This window comes from Bartonella florencae, assembly GCF_000312525.1.
In the GTDB taxonomy this organism is placed as follows: Bacteria; Pseudomonadota; Alphaproteobacteria; order Rhizobiales; family Rhizobiaceae; genus Bartonella; species Bartonella florencae.
In genome coordinates this window covers 155841-178452 of record NZ_HE997453.1, presented here as the reverse complement: position 1 = coordinate 178452, position 22612 = coordinate 155841, and the positions used below count along the sequence as shown (strand labels likewise).

General features: G+C 34.7%; 16 protein-coding genes and 2 pseudogenes. 6 read left to right on the top strand and 12 right to left on the bottom strand.

What is annotated here, in order from left to right:
* Positions 1-5: 5 nt before the first annotated feature.
* The 9 genes and pseudogenes from BN202_RS06255 to BN202_RS06215 form a co-directional block, all read right to left on the bottom strand.
* A pseudogene (locus BN202_RS06255) lies at positions 6-2896 on the bottom strand (EAL domain-containing protein).
* Positions 2897-3248: 352 nt separating this feature from the next.
* Positions 3249-4529: a M16 family metallopeptidase gene (locus BN202_RS06250; protein WP_019219761.1), complete on the bottom strand. Its 1281-nt coding sequence runs from the start codon at positions 4527-4529 to the stop codon at positions 3249-3251.
* Positions 4530-4614: 85 nt separating this feature from the next.
* The gene (gene thrC, locus BN202_RS06245) at positions 4615-6012 is read right to left on the bottom strand and encodes a threonine synthase (RefSeq protein WP_019219760.1); all 1398 of its coding nucleotides are present in this window, start codon (positions 6010-6012) and stop codon (positions 4615-4617) included.
* Between the two features lie 634 nt (positions 6013-6646).
* Positions 6647-7015: a hypothetical protein gene (locus BN202_RS06240; protein ID WP_034987619.1), complete on the bottom strand. Its 369-nt coding sequence runs from the start codon at positions 7013-7015 to the stop codon at positions 6647-6649.
* A gap of 115 nt (positions 7016-7130) precedes the next feature.
* A complete protein-coding gene (locus BN202_RS06235) occupies positions 7131-7481 on the bottom strand; it encodes a hypothetical protein (RefSeq protein ID WP_019219758.1) in 351 nt (116 codons plus the stop codon).
* 199 nt (positions 7482-7680) lie between these two features.
* Positions 7681-8106: a hypothetical protein gene (locus tag BN202_RS06230; protein ID WP_019219757.1), complete on the bottom strand. Its 426-nt coding sequence runs from the start codon at positions 8104-8106 to the stop codon at positions 7681-7683.
* 170 nt (positions 8107-8276) lie between these two features.
* On the bottom strand, positions 8277-8621 hold the full coding sequence (locus tag BN202_RS06225; RefSeq protein ID WP_019219756.1) for a hypothetical protein: 345 nt from the start codon (positions 8619-8621) through the stop codon (positions 8277-8279).
* 193 nt (positions 8622-8814) lie between these two features.
* Positions 8815-9177 carry a hypothetical protein gene (locus BN202_RS06220; protein WP_019219755.1) on the bottom strand — a complete coding sequence of 121 codons (363 nt, stop codon included), beginning with the start codon at positions 9175-9177 and terminating at the stop codon, positions 8815-8817.
* Between the two features lie 1010 nt (positions 9178-10187).
* Positions 10188-10883, bottom strand: coding sequence for an HAD family hydrolase (locus tag BN202_RS06215; RefSeq protein ID WP_019219754.1), 696 nt, complete (start codon positions 10881-10883; stop codon positions 10188-10190).
* A 377-nt stretch (positions 10884-11260) separates the two neighbouring features.
* Here BN202_RS06215 and BN202_RS06210 point away from each other — a divergent pair, with 377 nt between their 5' ends.
* Positions 11261-12349, top strand: coding sequence for a site-specific DNA-methyltransferase (locus BN202_RS06210; RefSeq protein ID WP_425277563.1), 1089 nt, complete (start codon positions 11261-11263; stop codon positions 12347-12349).
* A gap of 302 nt (positions 12350-12651) precedes the next feature.
* Here BN202_RS06210 and mutY read toward each other — a convergent pair whose 3' ends face one another.
* On the bottom strand, positions 12652-13710 hold the full coding sequence (gene mutY / locus BN202_RS06205) for an A/G-specific adenine glycosylase (protein WP_019219752.1): 1059 nt from the start codon (positions 13708-13710) through the stop codon (positions 12652-12654).
* 206 nt (positions 13711-13916) lie between these two features.
* Between mutY and BN202_RS06200 the strand changes: the two genes are divergently transcribed.
* The 3 genes and pseudogenes from BN202_RS06200 to ppdK all read left to right on the top strand — a co-directional run bounded on the left by BN202_RS06200 (position 13917) and on the right by ppdK (position 17980).
* Entirely contained in the window at positions 13917-14417 is a 501-nt protein-coding gene (locus BN202_RS06200) for a DUF721 domain-containing protein (protein ID WP_019219751.1), read from the top strand.
* 68 nt (positions 14418-14485) lie between these two features.
* Positions 14486-15143 (top strand): annotated as a pseudogene (locus BN202_RS06195) (DsbA family protein).
* 170 nt (positions 15144-15313) lie between these two features.
* Positions 15314-17980, top strand: coding sequence for a pyruvate, phosphate dikinase (gene ppdK, locus BN202_RS06190; RefSeq protein WP_019219750.1), 2667 nt, complete (start codon positions 15314-15316; stop codon positions 17978-17980).
* A gap of 766 nt (positions 17981-18746) precedes the next feature.
* Here ppdK and BN202_RS06185 read toward each other — a convergent pair.
* Positions 18747-19583, bottom strand: coding sequence for a peptidoglycan-binding domain-containing protein (locus tag BN202_RS06185; protein ID WP_019219749.1), 837 nt, complete (start codon positions 19581-19583; stop codon positions 18747-18749).
* Positions 19584-20765: 1182 nt separating this feature from the next.
* Between BN202_RS06185 and BN202_RS06180 the strand changes: the two genes are divergently transcribed.
* Together BN202_RS06180 and BN202_RS06175 are read left to right on the top strand one after the other, a co-directional pair.
* On the top strand, positions 20766-21137 hold the full coding sequence (locus BN202_RS06180) for a DUF5330 domain-containing protein (RefSeq protein ID WP_019219748.1): 372 nt from the start codon (positions 20766-20768) through the stop codon (positions 21135-21137).
* A gap of 108 nt (positions 21138-21245) precedes the next feature.
* Positions 21246-21656 (top strand): SufE family protein, encoded by a 411-nt coding sequence (locus tag BN202_RS06175; RefSeq protein WP_019219747.1) that lies wholly within the window; start codon positions 21246-21248, stop codon positions 21654-21656.
* Positions 21657-21771: 115 nt separating this feature from the next.
* Here the strand turns inward: BN202_RS06175 and BN202_RS06170 are convergent, their stop codons facing one another.
* A complete protein-coding gene (locus BN202_RS06170) occupies positions 21772-22209 on the bottom strand; it encodes a Ros/MucR family transcriptional regulator (RefSeq protein WP_019219746.1) in 438 nt (145 codons plus the stop codon).
* Positions 22210-22612 lie beyond the last annotated feature (403 nt).

Below are 22612 nucleotides of genomic sequence, written 5' to 3'. Positions count from 1 at the left end.
ATGCTCTATCCATTATGTTGAATTGTATAAGGAAAATGCGTTTGAACGAGGGAGATTAATTCTTCAATGGCGATTGGCTTTGTAACGAGTGTACTTTGAACATATTTACAGCCTTCTTGACGGAGGAAAAGAGCTTCTTTTTCATTTTCGACGCCTTCTGCGATGATTTGTAAATTAAGATCTGTTGCCATGTTAATAATAGATTTGAGCACGAGCTTTTTCTTAGGAGAGTCGATTGAGATAAGTGAACGATCTAATTTAACCATGTCGAATGGATAACGCACGAGATAAGTAAGTGATGAATAACCTGTTCCAAAGTTGTCGAGTGCAAGATTCATTCCAAGAGCTTTAATTTGTTCAAAAAAATGTGCTGATTGTTCAGGATTTTTTCTTAAGACAAACTCGGATATTTCTATCATCAAGCTTCCTTTTTTAAGTGGGTAGCGAAGCAAAGCAGAACGCAATTGACTAATAAAGCGAGGATGCACCATTTCGGTGCTTGGTAAATTGATGGAAATAAAGAAAGATTTTTGAGAAAATTTTTCTTGCACATTTGTAAGATCGATAACAACATTATCAATGATAAATTGCGCTAAATCCATAACGATTTGTTCATTTTCTATGATCTTGATAAAATCAGAGACATTGAGATTCCCATAATTTGGATGATGCCATTCTACAATTGTTTCAAAACCAATAATGTGTCCATCTGACAAATTCAGAATGGGATGATAGAGGATTTTAATTTCATTGCGTTTTATGGCGTAATGAATATCTTTCGCCATTGTATTATGTTCAATACCTAAGGTCCGAAAATTAGGACGAAAAGGTTCAATGTGGTTGCCACCCATTTGTTTTGCACGGATCATTGCTAGTTCGCTATCATTTAGAATATCTTTAGCTGTCGATCTATTTCCGCTCCATGTAACCAATCCGATTGATGTTGAAAGTGTTATTTGTTGTTCTATAAGTGAAATAGGTGCTGAGATTGTTTTATGCAGATGATCTGCAAATGCAGCAATTTTCTGTGGTTCTGTTTCACTGAGTAAAATGATTGCAAAGCGGTCTGCAGAAAGACGTGATAATGTATCTTGAAAATTAATAAGACGGCTTAAACGACGTGCTATGATGAGCAGTACAGTATCGCCAACAGCTATGCCTAATTTGCGGTTAATTTGACGGAAATTATCGAAGTCAATCATAAAAACAGTTGGTCTAATTTTAATATTTGCTTTAGCCAAAGAGGTATAGTTTTGGAGTCTATCGAAGAAAATTTGTTGGTTAGGCAGACCTGTTAAACTGTCGTGGATGGCATCATCTAATAAGCGTTCTTCGGATTTTTTATGATTAGTAATATTGACAATAGTGCCAATGACGCGTGTAATTTTTCCATCTTTTTGCATAGCAGGGCGTGCACGAAGAGAAAACCAATGATAATATCCACCACCAGAAGACAGTCGAAAAATTTGATCAATACGTCCTTTTTATTTTTAAGAATGATATCTAATATGGCTTGAAAGCGTTCACGATCATCATGGTGCAAGGCTGAAATCCAGTTGCGCATAGAACCATTGAGTTTATGGGATTCCGTGCCAAAAAGGGTTGCCATGTTGGGATGTACAACAATGCGATCACGCTCAACATTCCAATCCCAAATAATATTTCCAGCTCCCTTTGCGGCAAGTACTTGTTGTTCAAGGTCAGAAAATATTCCTTCATGAAAAGCATCGTGAGAAAAAGTTTGTTGCATAACAGTAAAACTTATAAGAAGAACAATAAGCACTAATCCCCCTGCTAATGCTGGCTGGATAATGTCATTGTTTAAATAACCCGCTATGCAGGCATAAGCCCCAACGCACCAAAAACTAATGAGCAACCATGTTGGGATAAGCATGATGGCGCGGTCATAGCTTCGGAGTGAAAAGTAGCTGATTAAAATGATACCAAGCATGGCAGTGAGGCCAAATGAGAGGCGGGCGATGCCAGCAGCTCTGGTTGGATCATAAATAGCAAATGCTCCAAGACCACAAAAAGCAATGATCCATACAATAGCACCATAACTAAAATGATAATGCCAGCGGTTAAGGCATAGATAGGTAAAAAGAAAAATGAAGAGTGTAGCAGTAAGTGCAACTTCTGTACCAGCACGCCAGATTGGTTGTGTTGTGAGCGTTACTGCAAAGAATTTATTTAAAAAGTTAAAATCGATGCCAATATAAAAGAGTACTGCCCACGCGACAGCAGCTGTTGCAGGGAAGAGCCCTGTTCCACGAACAACAAAAAGAACAGTTAATAAGAGTGCTAAAAGACCTGATATACCAAGAAGAATCCCATGATACAGCGTATAAGAATTAATTGCATCCTTATAGGCGTCAGGCTGCCATAAATAGATTTGTGGCAGATTTGCAGAGTTAAGTTCGGCAACAAACGTAACAACAGCGCCAGGATTCAGTGTAATACGAAAGATATCAGAGTTTGCACTAGGCTGACGATCGAGAGAAAAACCTTCACTTGGAGTGATGGATTGAATTCGCGCTGATCCAAGATCTGGCCAAAGAAAGCTTGAATAGGCCATGCGATAATGTGGAGCAACAATAAGACGGTCAATTTGTTCATCTGTTGGGTTTGCAAGAGAAAATACAGCCCAGTTTCCGGAAAAATTTTCACTTTTTGCCTGCACTTCAATACGCCATACAATACCATCTTGTCCTGGAGCTGTACTTGTTTGAAAGATAGAGCTGTTTGTATGGTAAATTTTGATTGCTTTTGAAAGATCAAGAGCTGCATCTTGAGAAGAAATTTTAACGGGCTCAATTGCTTGTGCTGACGTAAGTTGAACAAAAGAACTGATGATTACAATGAAGATAATTTCAATGATTTTACGCAAACTTTTCACAATGTCCCACTCTCAGCATTTTAGAATGTTTAATTTTAATTTAGATTTTTGAGAAAAAACGTCCACCTTTTATAATTTCCGCTACATAATAAGCGGTTATTATTTTTTTTGAAAAGTTATACTATTTTATACAAAAATGAATTCTTCTAAAATTGCTTCAATGAAGTTTAAAGCTAATAGAAAATTACATTTTTGTAAGGCAAAATCAAACTATGAGTTTGCAGATTTCATAGATAGATCTTTGCTCATTAGATACTCTATCATATGAAGTTGGAGTTGGGTAGTTTTCTCGAGCTATTTGATAAATATTCCCCAAACTTATTTAGTAATAAGAACTTTTTTGGTAATTTTTTTAAGCTTGCTTCATTTTGTATGCAAGAATTGATGTTAAATCATCAAAATTCATGAGGCAGCCAACAGGGCCAACAGCAGCTAATGTTGGAGTAGAATTGATAAAAAGGCGACGTGCTAAATCCGTTAATCTCGCAGGAGTAATGAGTTCTAAACGTTCAATTGTTTCTGATATGGGAATTGGTCGACCGTAAAGGAGCATCTGGCGGGCAATGAGATGTGCTTGACTACATGGATTTTCCCGCGATATTGTAAGGTTAGCACGATATTGCGTTTTTGCTCGTTGAAGTTCATTGGCATGAATGTTTTTGCTTATCTTAGAGAGCTCATCAAGAATCACAGGGAGTAGTTCTTTTTGTCCTTTTTGTCCAGTAGCGGCATGAATGCCAAAGAGTCCGATATCTGACAAACCCCAATGAAAAGCATAAATAGAATAGCATAATCCACGTTTTTCTCGCACCTCTTGAAAGAGGCGTGATGACATGCCCCCGCCAAGAATAATGGAAAGAATTTGGGCAGCATAAAAGTCACGTGCATGATAAGCACGTCCTTCAAAACCTAGAACAATTTGTGTATCCATTAAATCGCGATATTCACGAAAATCACCTCCAACATAATTTGCAAGGTTGGTGAGGGGTGCAGTTGAATGGGGGCGAAAAATGCTAAGACGGCTTTCAACTTCTCGCAAGAAGCTTTTGTGCTGTACTGCTCCTGCTGCCACGATGATCATACGGTCTGCACTGTATTGTTTATTCATAAAATTATGAAGGTCAGCAGATGTAAAGGATTGAACTGTTTTAGGTGTTCCTAAAATTGAGCGGCCAAGCGATTGATGACGAAAAGCTGTTTCAGTAAAGTGATCAAAAACAATATCATCAGGAACATCATGAGCGGCACCGATTTCTTGAAGAATGACTTGCTTTTCTCGTTCTAATTCCTCTTCGTCAAATTTTGAGTACATCAAAATATCGGCCAAAATATCAATGGCAAGCGGAATATCATCTTTGAGCACACGAGCAAAATAGGCTGTTGTTTCAGTACTGGTGGTAGCATTGATTTCACCACCAACATCTTCAATATCTGTTGCAATTTGAAAGGCTGTACGATTTTCTGTTCCTTTAAAAGCCATATGTTCAAGAAGATGGGCGATACCATGTTGCGTGAAGTTTTCATTGCGTGAGCCAACTTTAATCCATATCCCGAGTGCTACACTGTCAATATGTTGCATTGTATGTGTGGCGATAGTCAAACCATTACTAAGGCGACTGATATCTACACCCATGTTGTTTACGACTCCATTAAACAGGCCAAATACCCCATTTCTAAGGGTATTGGAATATTGCTGATTTAAATTAATGCAACTAAATTCAATAATATGCACGTGATTTTAAAGAAATGTAATCTTTGACTATTTTTTCATCATTAGCAAGACCTATGAAATGCTCTTTGCGTTCCATTAAATCGTTGAGACGAGAAGGCCATTGGGGATTAATTCCACAGGCACTTTTGATGGCATCAGGGAATTTAGCAGGATGAGCAGTAGCAAGAACAATCATTGGAATGTGTGGTTGTTTGTTTTCGCGCGCTACTTTAAGCGCAACAGCGGTATGTGGATCAGCGAGGTAGCCGCTTTCTTTATAAACGCTGTCAATTGTTTGTGCTGTCTCGGCTATACTACTTTTCCCAGCAGAAAAGAGAGAGGATATATTTTTGAGCTGTTTTTCGTTAAGATTAAAATATCCTGTTTTTTTCAAGTTTTCCATTGCGTTGCAAATCCACAATGGATCGCGATTACCACTTTCAAACAGCAAGCGTTCAAAGTTAGAAGAGATTTGAATATCCATAGAAGGTGATGTTGTGTGGGTTATAGGTTGTGTTTCATAAGTACCGTTTTTCAATGTGCGTACGAGGATGTCATTATCGTTTGTTGCAATGACCAGTTTAGCGATGGGTAATCCCATACGCGCTGCAACATAACCTGCAAAAATATCACCGAAGTTTCCAGTAGGAACAGTAAATGAAACAGCCCGATCGGGGGCCCCTAGAGAAAGTGCAGATGAAAAATAATAAACGATTTGCGCCATAATACGCGCCCAATTTATCGAATTAACTCCTGAAAGCGCTTTTTTTTGACGAAAATTATGATCATTAAACATTGCTTTAACAAGTGCTTGGCAATCATCAAAATTTCCGTCAATGGCGATAGCATGAACATTTGCATTTTTATGGGTTGTCATTTGTTTTTGTTGAACGGGTGATACGCGTCCTTTAGGAAATAAAATAAAAACGTCGGAATATTCTCTTCCAGCAAAAGCTTGTATTGCAGCACCACCTGTATCACCTGATGTGGCAGCAATAATTGTTGCGCGTTTGTTTTTTTTAGTCAGAATATAATCCATCAGTCGAGAAAGAAACTGCATTGCAACATCTTTAAATGCTAAAGTAGGACCGTGAAAAAGTTCAAGAATAAATTCATTTGTTCCAGTTTGCAGTAACGGACAGATTGCTGGATGATGGAAGGTTGCGTAAGATTCAGCAATCATATTTTCAAAAGCGGTGTATTCAATTTCATTATTCACAAAGGGCCAAAGAAGTGTTTTAGCAATTGTTATATAGGATTGACCACGGAGTGCTCGTAATGCATCGAATGATAATTGAGGAAATTTTTCTGGAAGATAAAGTCCACCATCATTAGCCAGTCCTGTCATGATAGTTTCTGTAAAGCCTAAAGCAGGAGCCTCACCTCTCGTGCTAATATATTTCATACATTTTTTCCTTCGTTTATTTTTGGTAAGTCGGTGAGGTTATTTATTTCATGTTTTTAATAATATTTAAATTATTAAATTGAAGGAAACTTTGTTTACCTCTTCCTACTCCATAATAAAAAGAAATAGTCTTAACTATTCCTTTTTGAAATATAAACATTAAAAACTCACAGAAATTTCGATCACATTGGCTGGATCTTCTCTGTTATTCATGGAGTTAAGTTTACAATCTGTATTCATTTATACAATTTCACAAATAATAAGATTAATACATAGGACGATCTTTCATGAAGAGCTTTCGCAAAACCTTTCAATTTCTTGTGCTCTTATTCTTTAATAACAATCAAATTCTCTAAAATAAATACTCAGATGCTCTAATCTGAATGTAGATTAAAAGATTTATAAGGTAATTTCATGGTATTTTGTTTGTAAGTGTATATTTAGAGTAATATTTTTTCTCAGTTATCGATTTTTATCTTAATTAGGGACTATATTTACGTTCTGCAGTATTATTGGTAATGAGTAAAGTTCATCATAGAAAACACAAAAAACAGCCTGCCTCTCAATTATAGGAGGCAGACTGTAAAATAGTACTTTTAAAATAGAAAAAAGTAATGAAGAACTTTTGAATAATCTACTTTTTAATTTTAGCTATTGCCCATCCTAGTATTCCACTAAATAAGGACATAAGGACTCCGGTCAAAGATCCAAAACCTAAAGCTCCCATTGTAGAAAAAAGTCCCAGTGAAATAGGCTCGAATACCTTTTCAATTTTTCCCTCAGCAGTAGCTTCACTTTTTGCATGATGAGTGAAACTGGGTATAGAGAAGAGAGAAGCTACATTGACAGCTTTCTTCTCACTTTTTTCCATTACAGAAGCAACAATATTTTCTCTTTGAGAGTCATTTTTAAAATGACTTGCCTGAACATTTATAATTTGTGAAAAAAAGAAAAATGTCGTTATTAAAACATTTAGTATATTATTTTTAAATAATTTCATCATAATTTCACCTAATAATTTTATTATTTAGAATAAATCAAATATATTATAAATATATTTATGTTTTAATGTTTATTTTAATTTTTATGATATTTATAAATATATAAATTATTTATTATTATTTGAAAGTCTTTACTATTTTACTTATTATCCACCCTAATAGCATAGCTGCCGCACTTGTTGCATATCCAATTGCCATTCCAATCCCAAAAGTTCCTATTGTAATGGGTTCAAGTACTTTCTCGATTTTTCTTTCAGCAAAAGCTTTATTTTCTGTTGCATAATTGAAATCTGGAATATGGAAAGAAACTGTACCGATTGTTTTATTTTTTTCTATTACACAATCAGCAATCTCGATTTTTTTTGAGGTGTTTTTTAAGTAATTTGCATGAACATTTGTTACTTGTGAAAAAATTAAAATTGCTACTATTAAATTATTCAATGCTTTATTTTTAAATAATTTTGTCATATTATTCTCCCTAAATAATTATTGTTTGATTAAAAAATATATATTATAAATATAGTTGTTTAAATTACATGATAATATAAATAAACTAACATATGTTTCTATTTTTATAGAGTAATTTAAACTTTTAAAGTATATTTAATAATCTATTTTTTACTATAAAGATCATTAATTTACATGAGCAGAATTGTAAAAATGAGCTTCATGAGAAATGAGAACTTTCCACAAAATGTGGATATACATTAGGATAATTGTAATAATTATGATCTGTATGAGAAGAAGTGGCAGGTGTTCTTATTTTCATTATTATCCATCCTAATAGCATAGCTGCCGCACTTATTGCATATCCAATTGCCACCCCAATCCCAAAAGTCCCTATTGTAATGGGTTCAATTACTTTTTCGATTTTTCCTTCAGCAATAGCATTGTTTCCTTTTGCATGATTTAAATATGGGACATGGAAAGAAACTGTACTGATTTCTTCATTTCTTTCCATTACAAAATTGACAAACTCCTTTTTTTGAGAGTCACTTCTCAAATCGTTTGCATGAATATTCGCGATTTGTGAAAGAGAAAACACAGTCGTAATAAAAGTACTTAATACGTAATTTTTAAATAATTTAATCATAATTTACCTCAAATACTTTATAATATTCAATATATATATGCGGACATTTATAATTTGGATATAATCTACAGCATTTATATTTTAGTAAGAGGAGCTTCATTATGCAATGAATTGCAATAAATTAATATACATAATGAAGCTATTATTCCAGTGTTATACACTGCATTGAATTATTTGAACATCAATACGATATCTTTTATCCAACTTATTATAAAAGTTATTGCATATCCAGCAACCAATACTCCCGCTCCTATGGTCAAAGGTTCAACGACCTTTTCAACTCTTCCTTCAGAGGTTGTCCCATTTTCTGTTTGGTAACTTACAGAAGGAGCATAGAAAGCAGTTGTAGAAACTGCATCAGATTTTGCATTCTTTACTTGTTCCATTAGAGAAACAGAAAATTCCTCTTTTGGGGTAGTGTTTTCCAAATAGTTTGCATGAACATTTACAGTCTGTGAAAGAAAAAAAGTGCTCGCTATAAAAACACTTAAGTAATTTTTAAATATTTTTACCATAAATTTACCTCAAATACACTCTACTCTCAACAACTGATAGAGCGACCTACCAATTCTAATAAACACAGAGAGTAGGATCTGTTTACTATATTTGTTGTTTAAAATAACTCCACTATATATTTTTAAAATAAATGATTAAAAACATAAAGAGGTTATCTCTTGGATTTTTGGAGAAAAGGTTTCTATCTAAATATCATGAGTATAGAGACCTAAATGCCATGATGTCTAGTACCATCCCTGTGATTGTGGCCACTATATTTATTCCATAACTAGCGGCTACGATTCCGGCCATTGCCATTATTGGTTCAACAACTTTTTCAACTTTTCCTTCAGTGGCAATTTCATTTGTTGTTCCATAGCTTATTGCTGGGAGATGCGAAGCCATTGCATCAGATACTTTGAATGCCGTAGCTTTCACCTGTTCCATTACGCAATCAGTAACGCCTTTTTGAGGAATGTTTGTTGAGTCATTTGCGTGAACATTTACAATTTGTGAAAGAAAAAAAGCAGCTACTATAAAACTACTGAATGTATATTTTCTAAATATTTTAACCATAACTTTACCTCAAATATTTTTTTACTTTAATAGATAAGTGCATCTGAGAATGCCTGTTTATTATAACGCAATAAAACACAAAACGCATCTACAGATTTTACTATCTGTATTTATATACTACATTATAGAATTATAGTCAATAATAAAATATATTTATTACGTGTCTTTGTTTACAAAAATATAAAAAATTATAAGTTTAACTTTATTTTTTATAAGTATTTTATAAATTTTATTAAAGACATGATATGTATTAAACATTATATAATTTATTAAAAATACTAATTTAAAATCCAATAGATTTATGAGTTTGTAAAAGAAAATAAAGACATTAAATTTTTATTGTAATTCATATTTTAAAAATATTTCTTTTGATTAAAATGAATTAAAAAGCTAAATATTATCAACATATTTTTTATTAAAATCACCATAGCATTATATGATAAATAAATTTTAATTATCATTATTCAAAGATATTTTGTAATTTTTATTTCAAAATATTTCAGATAAAATTTATAGGTCATTTTTATATTATCTAATACATTGCTAAGAGACAGATATAAGAACTGTGAAATTCTGATTTTAAAATGGGAAGTTTAAATCCAAATAGCTTCTTTAAATAAAAGACTAGCTTTGTTAGTAGAGCTTTATTCATAACTATGGTTGTTGTAGGTTATCTACTCTCAAAGATTACATTTAGATGTTATCTGATTTTTTTGTTTATCTATGTCATTATTACTAAAAAAGAGTATGCTTCATTCTTAATTCTATCAATTTCGTATTTTTTATAGAGAATAAGCAAGATGTATAGTTATCATTTACAATAAGCAGAGTGCAAATTGGCTAGAAATAATTTTTCATAAATTATGATAATGATATACAGGAGTTATTTATAATACTTAGTCAATGCGGCTATATCTTAACTCTTCTAGAAATGTTTTAATCAAGGTAAAATCATATTGATAAAAATCTACTGAGACAGTCTATTAATTAAGCGGCATTCAAGGGCGCTTTTATGATAAGTCTTGCCATACTGCCATTGCTTTTAGAACTTCTCCTAAATGAGCATGTTTGGCGATAACTGTTTCAGCACCAGCCTCTGCAAGTACATGAGAGTGACCGAGATAACTGTGTGATCCTCCAGTAAAGCCGATGACACGCATACCTGCTGCTGTTGCAGCATGTACACCATGAAGTGAATCTTCTATAACAATAGTGTTTGCTGGTTTTGCATGTAATTGTTGTGCGGCAAAAAGAAAAACATCAGGGGCTGGTTTCGCTTTTTTCGTTCCAACTTCAGGAGCAGAAAATATCTTATCATGAAAAAGATTGTAGAGATCAACAGCAGTGAGCATCTCTTTTATATCTATACTCTTTGCATTAGAGCAGATACAATAAGGATAGCACGTTTGAATGATTTCTACCGCTTCTCTTATACCATCAATAGCACGTAGTTCAGTTTTTATTTGTGCGCGAAAAAGATCTGACATTTGCTTTATGAGTTGAGCAGAAATTGGTTTTTCTGTTTCCTTTTCAATTTGTTTAAGAATATCGCGAAAGACAAGCCCCGCATAACGCTTACTCAATTCTTCAGGAGATATTTCATATCCTGTTTGTTTCAGTAATTGAGATCCAATTTTTGCTGCAAGATATTCAGAATCTACCAGAACTCCATCACAATCAAAAATAATGAGATCTATTTGAGGCATGAGATATTCCTTTATATATTATCTTAAAATTTGAAAATTTTTATAAAATGCCATCGAGAGACTTTATTTCATAAAAAGATGCTTGGAAAGTGCTTCTTATTCATTCGATAAAATAAAAGATATGAGAACAGTGCAGCGAAGGGAAGGAAAATAGGGATTTGTCAGCATGAAATTCCATTACTTTTCTTGAAAGAGTAAAAATAAATATCAATTTTGCAGGAGTTTAACGATACGTTTACTCTATTTTGTAAATATGGACGAGTAATGCGGGCCTATAAACCATTTTGGTTGATTATAGGGCAAATTCAGTTCATTTTGTTGGGTTTTTCATGACAGTTATTCATCTTCAAAAAGATTTCCTTCGTACTTCCTCACAGATGCCATGGCGCAATAAAATTTTCAAAGGAGATTGTGTTGCAGTACTAGAAAAACTTCCAAAACATTCCGTTGATGTGATTTTTGCGGATCCTCCTTATAATTTGCAATTAGATGGTGCACTATATCGTCCAGATCATTCGCTTGTTGATGCCGTTGATGATGCATGGGATCAATTTGAGAGTTTTGCTTCTTATGATGCTTTTACACGTGCATGGTTGCTTGCGTGCCGTCGTGTATTAAAACCCAATGGGACGATTTGGGTTATAGGATCTTACCATAATATTTTTCGGGTTGGTACGGCATTACAAGATTTAGGTTTTTGGATGCTTAATGATATTATTTGGCGTAAAAACAATCCCATGCCTAATTTTCGAGGGCGTCGCTTTCAAAATGCTCATGAAACACTTATTTGGGCCGTGCGAGATCAAAAGGATAAAAAATATACTTTTAATTATGATGCTTTAAAAGCTGCCAATGAAGATTTGCAAATGCGTTCAGATTGGCTTTTTCCTCTCTGTACTGGCGCTGAACGTTTAAAAGATGAAGCAGGGCGTAAATTGCATCCAACACAAAAGCCACAAGCTTTATTAGCGCGCATTATTATGGCGTCTAGTAAGCCTGGTGATGTCATCCTTGACCCATTTTTTGGTTCGGGAACAACAGGTGCTGTTGCCAAACTTTTGGGCCGTGATTTTGTAGGCATTGAACGCGAACAAGATTATATTGATGCGGCATGTGAGAGGATTGCAGCTGTTAAACCTTTAGACAAACCAGAATTGGCAATTTTGGATAGAAAAAAAGCAGAGCCACGTGTGGCATTTAACAGTTTGTTGGAAGCGGGTTTACTCTATCCTGGAGAAGTTCTTTATGATCGCAAAAAGCAAGTATCTGCTATTGTAAGGGCTGATGGTACGATCATGCATGGTGGTGAAGCTGGTTCTATTCATGCAATGGGGCGAAAAGCTCAAGATTCACAAAGCTGTAACGGTTGGACCTTCTGGTATTATCAAGAAAATGGAAGGTTGAAGCCTATAGATAATTTAAGAATGATCATACGTTCACAGATGTTAAAAACAGGTGTTGTATAAACCGATCTGACAGCATCATTATATTTATTAGCTTTTAAATGTTACGTTTTTATATTGAGGTGATTTATAAAGAGGCATATTTACTTTTTTGTAAAGCATTTTTATATACAGCTCAATTCTGCTTATGCTCTACAAGCGGAGGATTTTTTCTGATATATTATGAAATAGCTTAAAAGAGAGAAAAGCTCACCGTGCAGCTTTTCTTAAAATTGCATAACGATAGATTATTATAAATTAACGCTTCTTAATAAAGTAAAGCATAACATATTGAACTAAAAATTTCATTTTTTAAGTGGTAAGAATTATTTTAGTCTAAAGGAAACGGGAACCACTATAGAAATGGCTTTTTTTATAACAGTAGGAAGTGCTTCTTCGGCAAGATGCTGAATGTCACACCACCAGCCATTTTCCTGATCCATGGTGTGAACAGTTGTGGTATAGTAAACATCGAGTTTCAGAGAAAAATGGGTAAAAACATGGGTAATTTGTCCTTTAAATTGCCAGTCGGCAGAGAAAGGGGCATTTGGGGGCCCATTTTCATTATTTATTCCGATATTGTTAGGAATTTGGGTCATTCCACCGAGAAGCTTTTTGCCTTGTCGTTTTTCCAGATATATTTGTCGATTTTCATTCAGTATAACAAAAGCAACACCAGTTTTTGCAGGGCGTTCTTTTTTAGGTGCTTTAACTGGAAAAGATTCAGTTTTTTGCATCTTTTCTGCCTGGCACAAAGTTTGAAGAGGACAAATGTAACAAGATGGTTTACGTGGTGTACAAATAGTTGCTCCTAGATCCATCATTGCTTGAGCAAAGTCGCCAGGGCGATTTAAAGCGGTAATTTCTTGTGTTTTTTCTTTGATTTCAGCTTTTGCTTTTGGCAATATTGAAGTGATAGCAAACAGGCGGGAGACTACACGTTCGACATTACTATCAACAACTGCTACAGGGTGATTAAAAGCAATTGCAGCAATGGCTGCGGCACTGTAATCTCCAATACCAGATAGGGTGCGCAATGCTTTTACAGATTTCGGAAATTGTCCTGCGTAGTTTTCAACAAGCTGCCTAGCACAATTTTTAAGATTGCGTGCACGTGAATAATAACCAAGACCAGCCCATGCTTTCATGATATCATCTTGTGAGGCTTTTGCTAAAGATGAAAGATCGGGCCACAGTTTCACAAATTTCTGAAAATAAGGTTTTACGGCCTCGACAGTTGTTTGCTGAAGCATGATTTCAGAAAGCCAAACGAGATAGGGATCAGGACGGATCCCCTGAGCTTGTTCTTCAGGGGTAATACGCCATGGTAAATGTCGGTGCTTTTGATCGTACCAAGAGAGGAGGCGTGAAGAAATTTCATGCATGATTGTTTTCAATCATAGGGAGATATAAAATGCAAAAGAAAAAGCATTTATGTTACAATTCATGGTTTATTTTTGCCACCTTATTATAGAGACTTTGGTCAGGCGATAATTGAGCTTTGTTGATATAATAAGGTGTTTTGGAAAGTAGATTTTAGATAAAAAATGCTATTATAATTAAGGATATGGCTGAATAATGATTTAGGAAAATGAGCAAACAGTTTACAAAACGTCATTTTAATTCTCTTTCCGAGATGGTTTCCACAATGCTTGATCCGGTTTTACGTAAACGGACAGGGCTTAACGTTGCACTTATAGAGCATTGGCCACAAATTGCGGGTTATGATATCAGTGAACATACAATGCCGCTTAAAATTATTTGGAAATATTGTACCATTCAAGATGAAGTTTTCCAGCCTGCAACACTTGTTGTGGCATGTGAAGCATTTGCTGCCTTAAAATTAATGCATGAAACAGAGGAATTGATCCACAGAATTAATGTCTTTTTTGGCTATATTGCAATTGATCGTATCAAGATTGAGCAAAGACCTATATCTATTCCAGCAAATCATTTGCTGATAAAGCAAGATCCGAATGAAAAAGACAAAAAACACATAGAAAAAATGCTTAAGGAAGTTGAAAATGAAAGTTTGCGCCAATCACTTTATAAACTTGGCTGTTGCATTTTTGCAGAAAAAAATAATAAATAAGAAGATATTTTATATATAAGAGAGAGTTGGATTTTTATTCGTTTAATAACAACAGAAAAGTATTATTTATGTTCATGTATCGTTCTTTTTTATCTTTTGGGATAATTTTTCTCTTAATGGCAACCGTACAAATCAGTGCAACTGCTTCTGTAGCAGGTGGTACTAAACCAGTTTCAACTGTTGATATGGCTGAGGTTCTTCAGTCGGCAAAAGTGGTGGATCGATTTGAAGGAGAGGCGGATGCGCCTGTAACAATTGTTGAATATGCTTCATTGAGCTGTATCCATTGTGCGAGTTTTTATAATGATGTGCTTCCTCAAATTCGTAAAAAATATATTAAAACGGGAAAGGTGAGACTTATTTTTCGAGAATATGCTTTTGATCCTCGAGCAACAGCAGGTTTTATGTTGGCACGATGTGCACCAGAAGATCGCTATTTTCCTTTAATAGAGGTTTTATTTCAAAAACAGTCTGAGTGGGTTTGGGGGAGAGATGCTCTAACACCGTTGAAAAAAATTAGCTTAATGGCAGGTTTTACCGAGGAGAGCTTTACTTCTTGTCTAAAAAAATCAAACCATTTTGAACGAAGTGAATGCTTCTTTTGAGCGTGGTAAAGAGCTTGGTGTTAAAGCAACACCTACATTCTTTATCAATGGTAATAAGTATGAAGGTATCATGTCAGTAGAAGGTTTCTCTTCGGTGATTGATAGTTTTCTTAAAAATTAAGTTTTCTTTCCATGAAAATGGATATTGAGAGTTGTGGTCATTGCGCTTTTGAAAGGGGGGGATATTTGTAAAGCAATATTTTTGTTTGGCTACTGTTGATCGAATCCTTATTTTTGGTGGTGAAGTGGGATCACATGATATTTTGATGCTCATATAAGAGGAATTGTACGATGGCAAAATGGGTTTATAGTTTTGGGGATGGCAGTGCGGAAGGAAGTGCAAGCAAACGCAATCTTCTCGGTGGCAAAGGGGCTAATTTAGCGGAAATGAGTAATCTTGGTTTGCCCGTACCTCCCGGTTTCACTCTTACAACAGAAGTTTGTAATTTTTATTATGCACATAACAAGTCATATCCAGAAGAATTACAAGAAGTTGTTAAGCAGGCACTAAAACGTATTGGTGAACGAACAGGACGTGAATTTGGGAATGAAAAAAGGCCTCTTTTACTTTCTGTTCGCTCAGGAGCTAGGGCTTCTATGCCAGGAATGATGGATACAGTGCTCAATCTTGGTATGAATGATGAAACTGTAAAAGCAATCGCTTTACAAACCAGTAATGAACGTTTTGCTTATGATAGTTATCGTCGTTTTATTCAAATGTATTCTAATGTTGTTTTAGGATTAGACCATTCGTATTTTGAAGAGGTTCTCGATGAGTCAAAAGCGCGCAATGGTTATGATGTTGATACAGAAATGACAGGAGATGATTGGAAAGCTATTATTGTTTCTTATAAGACATATGTAGAAGAAAAGTTAGGGAAGCCTTTTCCGCAAGATCCTGAACAACAATTGTGGGGGGCAATTGGAGCCGTTTTTTCCAGTTGGATGACGGCACGTGCCGTGACTTATCGCCGTTTACATAATATACCTGAAAGTTGGGGAACAGCAGTTAATGTACAAGCGATGGTTTTTGGCAATATGGGGGATGATTCAGCAACCGGTGTTGCTTTTACACGCAATCCATCAACAGGACAAAAAGAGCTTTACGGTGAATTTCTAGCAGATGCACAGGGTGAAGATGTTGTAGCTGGTATTCGTACTCCTCAAAATATCACAGAAAATGCGCGTATTGTTGCTGGTTCAAATAAGCCATCTTTGGAAAAGATTATGCCAGAAGCTTTTTTGAAACTGTGTCAGATCGCACAGAAGCTTGAACAGCATTATAAGGATATGCAAGATCTCGAATTTACCATTGAAAAAGGTAAATTATGGATGTTGCAGACGCGTTCAGGAAAACGAACGGCTCGTGCGGCACTAAAGATGGCGACGGAAATGGTTGAAGAGGGTTTGATAAGCCGTGAAGAGGCTGTAATGCGCATTGATGCAAAATCGCTTGACCAGCTTCTTCATCCCACCCTTGATCCTAAAGCAGAACGTTTTATTGTTGCGCGTGGTTTGCCTGCTTCTCCGGGAGCGGCAACGGGAGAAATTGTTTTTACTTCGGAAGAGGCAGAAAATGTGTCAGCAGAAGGCCGCAAAGTTATTTTGGTACGCGTAGAAACAAGCCCAGAAGATATTCACGGGATGCATGCTGCAGAAGGAATTTTAACCACGCGTGGCGGTATGACAAGCCATGCTGCTGTTGTGGCACGTGGTATGGGAAAGCCGTGTATTTCCGGTGCTGGTAGTATACGGATTGATTATAATACAAACACCATGTTTGCGTCAGGTCACAGTTTTAAAAAGGGTGATATCATCACAATTGATGGTGGAAGCGGAGAAGTTTTAAAAGGAAAGGTTGCCATGTTGCAACCGGAGCTTTGTGGGGATTTTGCAAAGTTAATGGAATGGGCTGATGGAATGCGGCGGATAAGGGTTCGCGCCAATGCTGAAACACCCTCTGATGCACGTATGGGGCGTTCCTTTGGAGCTGAAGGTATTGGTCTCTGCCGTACGGAGCATATGTTTTTTTCTGGTGAACGTATCGTGGCCATGCGTGAAATGATTTTAAGCAATGATGAAAGCGGTCGTCGTAAAGCATTGGATAAACTTTTGCCGATGCAGCGCTCAGATTTTAGTGAATTGTTTGAAATTATGTCTGGTCTGCCTGTTACTATTCGTTTGCTAGATCCACCACTACATGAATTTTTACCAAAAACCGATGCAGAAATTCTTGAAGTTGCAACGGCTATGGGAGTTTCTACTGAAGTACTTTCTGAACGCGCGCAACAATTGCATGAATTTAACCCTATGCTTGGATTACGAGGATGCCGTTTAGCTATTACTTATCCAGAAATTGCAGAAATGCAAGCACGAGCGATTTTTGAAGCAGCAGCAGAAGCTGCTCAAAAATCTTGCTCTCCTGTTATGCTTGAAATTATGGTGCCACTTGTGGCGCTTAAATCTGAACTTGATTTTGTAAAAGCGCGTATTGATCAGGTTGCTGATGAGGTGATGAAGGAAAAAGGAAGAAAGATCCAGTATATGGTTGGAACGATGATTGAACTTCCAAGAGCAGCTCTTCGAGCAGATGAAATAGCGGAAACCGCTGAATTTTTTTCATTTGGAACCAACGATTTGACGCAAACCACTTTTGGTATTTCTCGTGATGATGCGGCACCTTTTTTGACAACCTATTTTCAAAAAGGACTTTTGGAACAAGACCCTTTCGTATCCATTGACCGTGATGGGGTAGGGGAGCTTATTTCTATTGCTGCACAACGTGGTCGTTCACGGCGCGCAAAAATAAAATTAGGAATTTGCGGTGAACATGGAGGCGACCCTGCTTCTATTGCTTTATGTGAAGAAAATGCTCTAGATTATGTTTCGTGTTCTCCTTTTCGGGTGCCAATTGCGCGTTTAGCGGCAGCACAGGCTGCGATAGCTACAAAAATATAAATTGGGTTAATATCTTTTATTGTGTGGTGACTGTTATAGACTAAAATAAATTATTATAGGCTTTTTATTTCTTATGGAAGAAAAGCCTATTTCTAGGATACGCTGAGAGTTGTAGATAGTGAGAGGAAAAAATATTTTTGATAAGTCTATAAAAATAGAAGGTGAATAATCATGATTGACACACTTTTAGTGTGTACTTTGTTTAATCATATTTTAAAAAAAGGCATATTTTTACGAAGAACAGCATGCCCATTGTGCAGTTAGATCATGGGCTTTTAGCAATCAGCTATATCCAATACTCTTCTTATTGTATTGTCTATGAGTGGTGTAATATAAGATTCATTGCGTATAGCCATATTTACACTTCCGAAGGTACAAGTCTAAACTGTGATTCTCTTTATAAGCTTTCAATATTGCGATCGCTTTTGTATTGATTGGGATAATCCATGTGAAGCATTTTATGTTTTGTATGATTTTGAACTGGAGGTTTAAAATAAAAGAATGTTTCTGTATGCGAGGTTTTTATTCAAATTACAAAACGACTAATTATTTTTATAAATCAATATATTAATATAAATATACAGAATAAATACTACGTATTCTTCATTTTCTTTTTTAAAAAGCAAAAAAATTCTAGGATGTGTTATGAGTTGTATGCATGGAAAAAAGGAGAGTGCTTTTGATATATTTATGGGAAAACTATACGGTAGAACAGTACATTATCACCCTGTTGTGAGTGGTTGCTTTATAAAATGGATGTTTACTTTCAATTCAACAAACCAACTTCACGCATTTTGACCAAAACTGTATGATCAATCTTGCCTGTTATAGGAAGATCAAACATTTTTTGAAATTGTTTTAAAGCTTCTTTTGTCTTTTTATCTTCTACACCTGTAACGATAACTTCTTGATTACCAAAAATGCGTAAAGCTTTTTGCACTTGTATAATATCTGCCAAAGGAGGGTTTAAAACAGTTTTTGTTGAGTGCGGCTTCTCTTTTTTTTCATTTGCGATTTCTATTTCACTTTGTTGAATTAATACTGCAATTTCATCTGTTGTAGTGCTGGGTGAAGCACTATTTTGCATCTCTTGTGAAATTTGTTGTCTCCATAATGCTATGGCACGACGTGTTTTAGGCCCCTCTATCCCATCTAAAGGACCATCATAAAGTCCTAGTTTTGCCAACTTATTTTGCATTTTTAGTGTGTTTTCTGACAGAAAACGCGAAGATGAATTTTTATGGAGTTGATTTGAAGAAGGCATAGAAGGAACATAAGAAATTGCGTTAAGTTTTGCTTTTTTTTCGGATAAAGTCGATTTTTTTTCTATTTCTGGAGCAAATGTAAATTTCATTTTAGTAAAGTTACCCTGATGCATTATCATTTGCGAGAATAAAGCATTAAATGAAACAAATCCAAAACTAATGGCAAAGAGAAAAGCTCCAACGAAAAAAAGAGTGTTTTTACGTGTATAAAAATAAAATGTTTTTGCTATCCAAAAAAGAAAACGAATATTTATAAGAAAAAAGCTTATAACAATACTGCTATAGTATTTATGCTTTTTCACGTTTTTTTTTCTGCCTAGCTTTCGTTTTTTTGTCATTATTTTTATTTTTTATTCCAATTATGATTGTTTCCTACATAGAAACGAATATGAATTATTTTTACGTTAAACGAGAATGAGATAACATCTCTATCCTTACTCTTTCCTTATAAATTAAAAAAAAATGAATAATGGCGTCATATAAATGTATAAGCTGATAAATGAACAATAATCCTCATCCAATTTTTTAGTTTTATATTTTATGGCATTATTAATAGGTGTAAAAAGAGTTTCAAACTTTGCGATAGCATTTTTTACACTTAATAATTCGCCTCGTCATATATCGTCATCAAATTAATAAAGAGCTATGTTATTTCCTCATTTTTTATGCAATATATTTGGCAGTATTTGAGATTAAGTTAAAATAACTTGCCTATCACACTACGGAGTTGATAGAAGTATATATCTTTTTCAAATATCTCATATGTACAGAGGTTATACCTTTATACAATGGTGTTATGGACATAATTGTCTCCTATGTCACACATATTTTAGCATAAATACCCTTTACTAATATTCGATAAATTTTATAAATATTAACGTACGTAATTTTAAAAATATCTATAGGTTTCTTCTTCACTTTTGATAATTTTTAATGATACTTGTTTATAAAACAGAAAGTTGTAATGCGTGTTATAGGAGGGTAGCGTCATCATATTTTTTGCCAGCTCTCAGTGTTTTGATAACCTTGACATTTAAGAGCATTCATAAAAGGCATTTTATTCCTTAAGTACTATGCTCATAGGCTCATCACCTTTGCGCATCACAAGAGTGGTGCTTGCTGAGGGTTTTAAATGAGAGGACATGACCATATTAGGAGCTTACACTCAATATATAAAACAATACATTATTATTGTGAATCAAAATGTTATACTATACTACTCATATATTTCATGGTTATGAGGTATCGTTTTTCTGTCGTAGTACATTTGGCTATATTACATAATGAGAGTATAAGCTTACTGATTTTAAAAGCTCTTTTTTGTCTATACAATTTTAACGTTTATTGCTAAATAAAAAGATAATGCCACTCATTTTGCACCAGCTTCATCATCAATGATATAAGTTTTCTAAACAAATGCTTAATTTTATAGAATGGTAATTTTATAAATTTTTTATAAAGAAGAAGGGTATAAAATTTCTGCTCTTGTCTCATTTATAACTGCGGTACATTGGTTGCCTATGATACGTTTTTCAATCAAATTATTATTATTTTTGTTTGTTGTTTTTGTCATCATTTCATTTTTTGTAGCAAAACCAAGCAGTAATAATTCCTCTTCTCAAACAAATAGTGAAGCAACAACGGGTGAAGTGGTTATGGCTTTTAGGCAAGCTTTAAATGATTTAAGAAAATTCTGTGATCGTAATATAGAAGCCTGCAAAGTTGGCAAGTCATTTTTAAGCTCCCTTGGCGAGCGTGCACATGATGGTGCAAGAGCAGCTTATGAATATTTTGGGCGTATATTGGATGAAAAGAAGATGGAAGCTCCCTTGAATACTACTCCCAAGATAGGCACAGAAGAATCCACACAGAAACATAAAGCATTACCTTGAAATTAAAATCTTTAGCATTCATCATTGCCACTACGCTAAGAAGAATAATTCTTATCTGTAAAATAATTGCATTTAATATGATGAGCAAAATAGGACAGGATTGATATTATGGCAGAAACGATCGATGAGATTATAGAGAATTTTTCTCTTTTGGATAATTGGGAAGATCGTTATCGTTATGTAATAGAACTTGGGAACGAATTGCCACCTTTTCCTGAAAGTGCTCGAAATGAAACGCATAAAGTGCCAGGTTGTGTTAGCCAAGTATGGCTTTTATCTTCACGTAATAATGCAGACAATCCAATAATAACATTTCAAGGCGATTCCGATGCACATATTGTGCGTGGGCTTATCTACATTCTTCTTGCCTTCTATTCTGGCAAAAAAGCCTCTGAAATCCGCAACGCTGATGCTGAAGGGCTCTTTAAAACACTCGGTTTAAACGACAATCTCACACCACAACGCTCAAATGGTCTTAAATCGATGATTGAACGAATTCGTAAAGAAAGTTATGTATAGAACTAACGTTTCATGGTAAAAGATACGCAAAACCTCCACGGAAAACACATCGAAAACACATCTACGAAAAAGCATTTTTACAATCCAGAAATATCCACTTGCTTAAAAAATGCAATTACTTATTTTTTTTCCGTTTGCTTTTACGTCCAAGTCCCATTTCTTTTGCTAAAGCGGAACGTGCTTTTGCATAATTCGGTGCAACCATAGGATAAGAACTGTCTAACTGCCACTTTTCACGATATTCTTCTGGCAACATCCCATAATGCGTCATGAGATGACGTTTTAAAGATTTAAACTTTTTCCCATCTTCAAGGCAAATGAGATAATCAGGAAAAATTGAACGTTTTGGGTTAACAGCAGGTCTTTGCTTTTCAGCTTCGCTTTCTGTTAATTCTACATTCCCCGCTTTACGAAAAGCGGCATGGACATCAGCAATCAAACTTGGCACTTCAGTCGGTCGGATAGAATTATTACTTACGTAGGCAGCAACAATATCAGCAACCAATGTAATAACTAAATTGCTTTCAGTCTCTAAGACTGGACGATGTTCCATTCTTGTTTCCTTTAATTTAGAATCGAGTAGTTTAAAATCGAGATACAGCACATATACTCACGATACAGAGATCTCATGCACATAGGTTTCATATTGTACAAAAATCTTTTTTGTCAATTCAATTATTCTATAAAATTGCTAAAACACAAAAAAATCAAATAAATACCTTTTTTTAGTCATAATATACAATAAGAAGAACCAAATACTTAGATATTAAAATATAGTTTTTTCTATAAAATTTAACGTATAAAGCAAATTTATTATATATTTGTAAAATAATATAGCGAAAAATTATGTATTTTATAGAGAATATATAAATATAAATTTTAATTTATACTTTTATAAATTAAAATTTTATTAATAAAGTTAATCTTTTTATAAAATTTATTTTTTAAAAATAAAA

Coding starts and splice junctions, on each gene's coding strand:
- BN202_RS06230 (WP_019219757.1), bottom strand. CDS start 8,106: ATGATTAAATTATTTAAAAATTACGTATTAAGTACTTTTATTACGACT.
- BN202_RS06185 (WP_019219749.1), bottom strand. CDS start 19,583: ATGACAAAAAAACGAAAGCTAGGCAGAAAAAAAAACGTGAAAAAGCAT.
- BN202_RS06220 (WP_019219755.1), bottom strand. CDS start 9,177: ATGGTTAAAATATTTAGAAAATATACATTCAGTAGTTTTATAGTAGCT.
- BN202_RS06250 (WP_019219761.1), bottom strand. CDS start 4,529: ATGGGTGTAGATATCAGTCGCCTTAGTAATGGTTTGACTATCGCCACA.
- BN202_RS06225 (WP_019219756.1), bottom strand. CDS start 8,621: ATGGTAAAAATATTTAAAAATTACTTAAGTGTTTTTATAGCGAGCACT.
- BN202_RS06235 (WP_019219758.1), bottom strand. CDS start 7,481: ATGACAAAATTATTTAAAAATAAAGCATTGAATAATTTAATAGTAGCA.
- thrC (WP_019219760.1), bottom strand. CDS start 6,012: ATGAAATATATTAGCACGAGAGGTGAGGCTCCTGCTTTAGGCTTTACA.
- BN202_RS06175 (WP_019219747.1), top strand. CDS start 21,246: ATGGCAGAAACGATCGATGAGATTATAGAGAATTTTTCTCTTTTGGAT.
- mutY (WP_019219752.1), bottom strand. CDS start 13,710: ATGCATGAAATTTCTTCACGCCTCCTCTCTTGGTACGATCAAAAGCAC.
- BN202_RS06215 (WP_019219754.1), bottom strand. CDS start 10,883: ATGCCTCAAATAGATCTCATTATTTTTGATTGTGATGGAGTTCTGGTA.
- BN202_RS06180 (WP_019219748.1), top strand. CDS start 20,766: ATGATACGTTTTTCAATCAAATTATTATTATTTTTGTTTGTTGTTTTT.
- ppdK (WP_019219750.1), top strand. CDS start 15,314: ATGGCAAAATGGGTTTATAGTTTTGGGGATGGCAGTGCGGAAGGAAGT.
- BN202_RS06200 (WP_019219751.1), top strand. CDS start 13,917: ATGAGCAAACAGTTTACAAAACGTCATTTTAATTCTCTTTCCGAGATG.
- BN202_RS06170 (WP_019219746.1), bottom strand. CDS start 22,209: ATGGAACATCGTCCAGTCTTAGAGACTGAAAGCAATTTAGTTATTACA.
- BN202_RS06240 (WP_034987619.1), bottom strand. CDS start 7,015: ATGATGAAATTATTTAAAAATAATATACTAAATGTTTTAATAACGACA.
- BN202_RS06210 (WP_425277563.1), top strand. CDS start 11,261: ATGCCATGGCGCAATAAAATTTTCAAAGGAGATTGTGTTGCAGTACTA.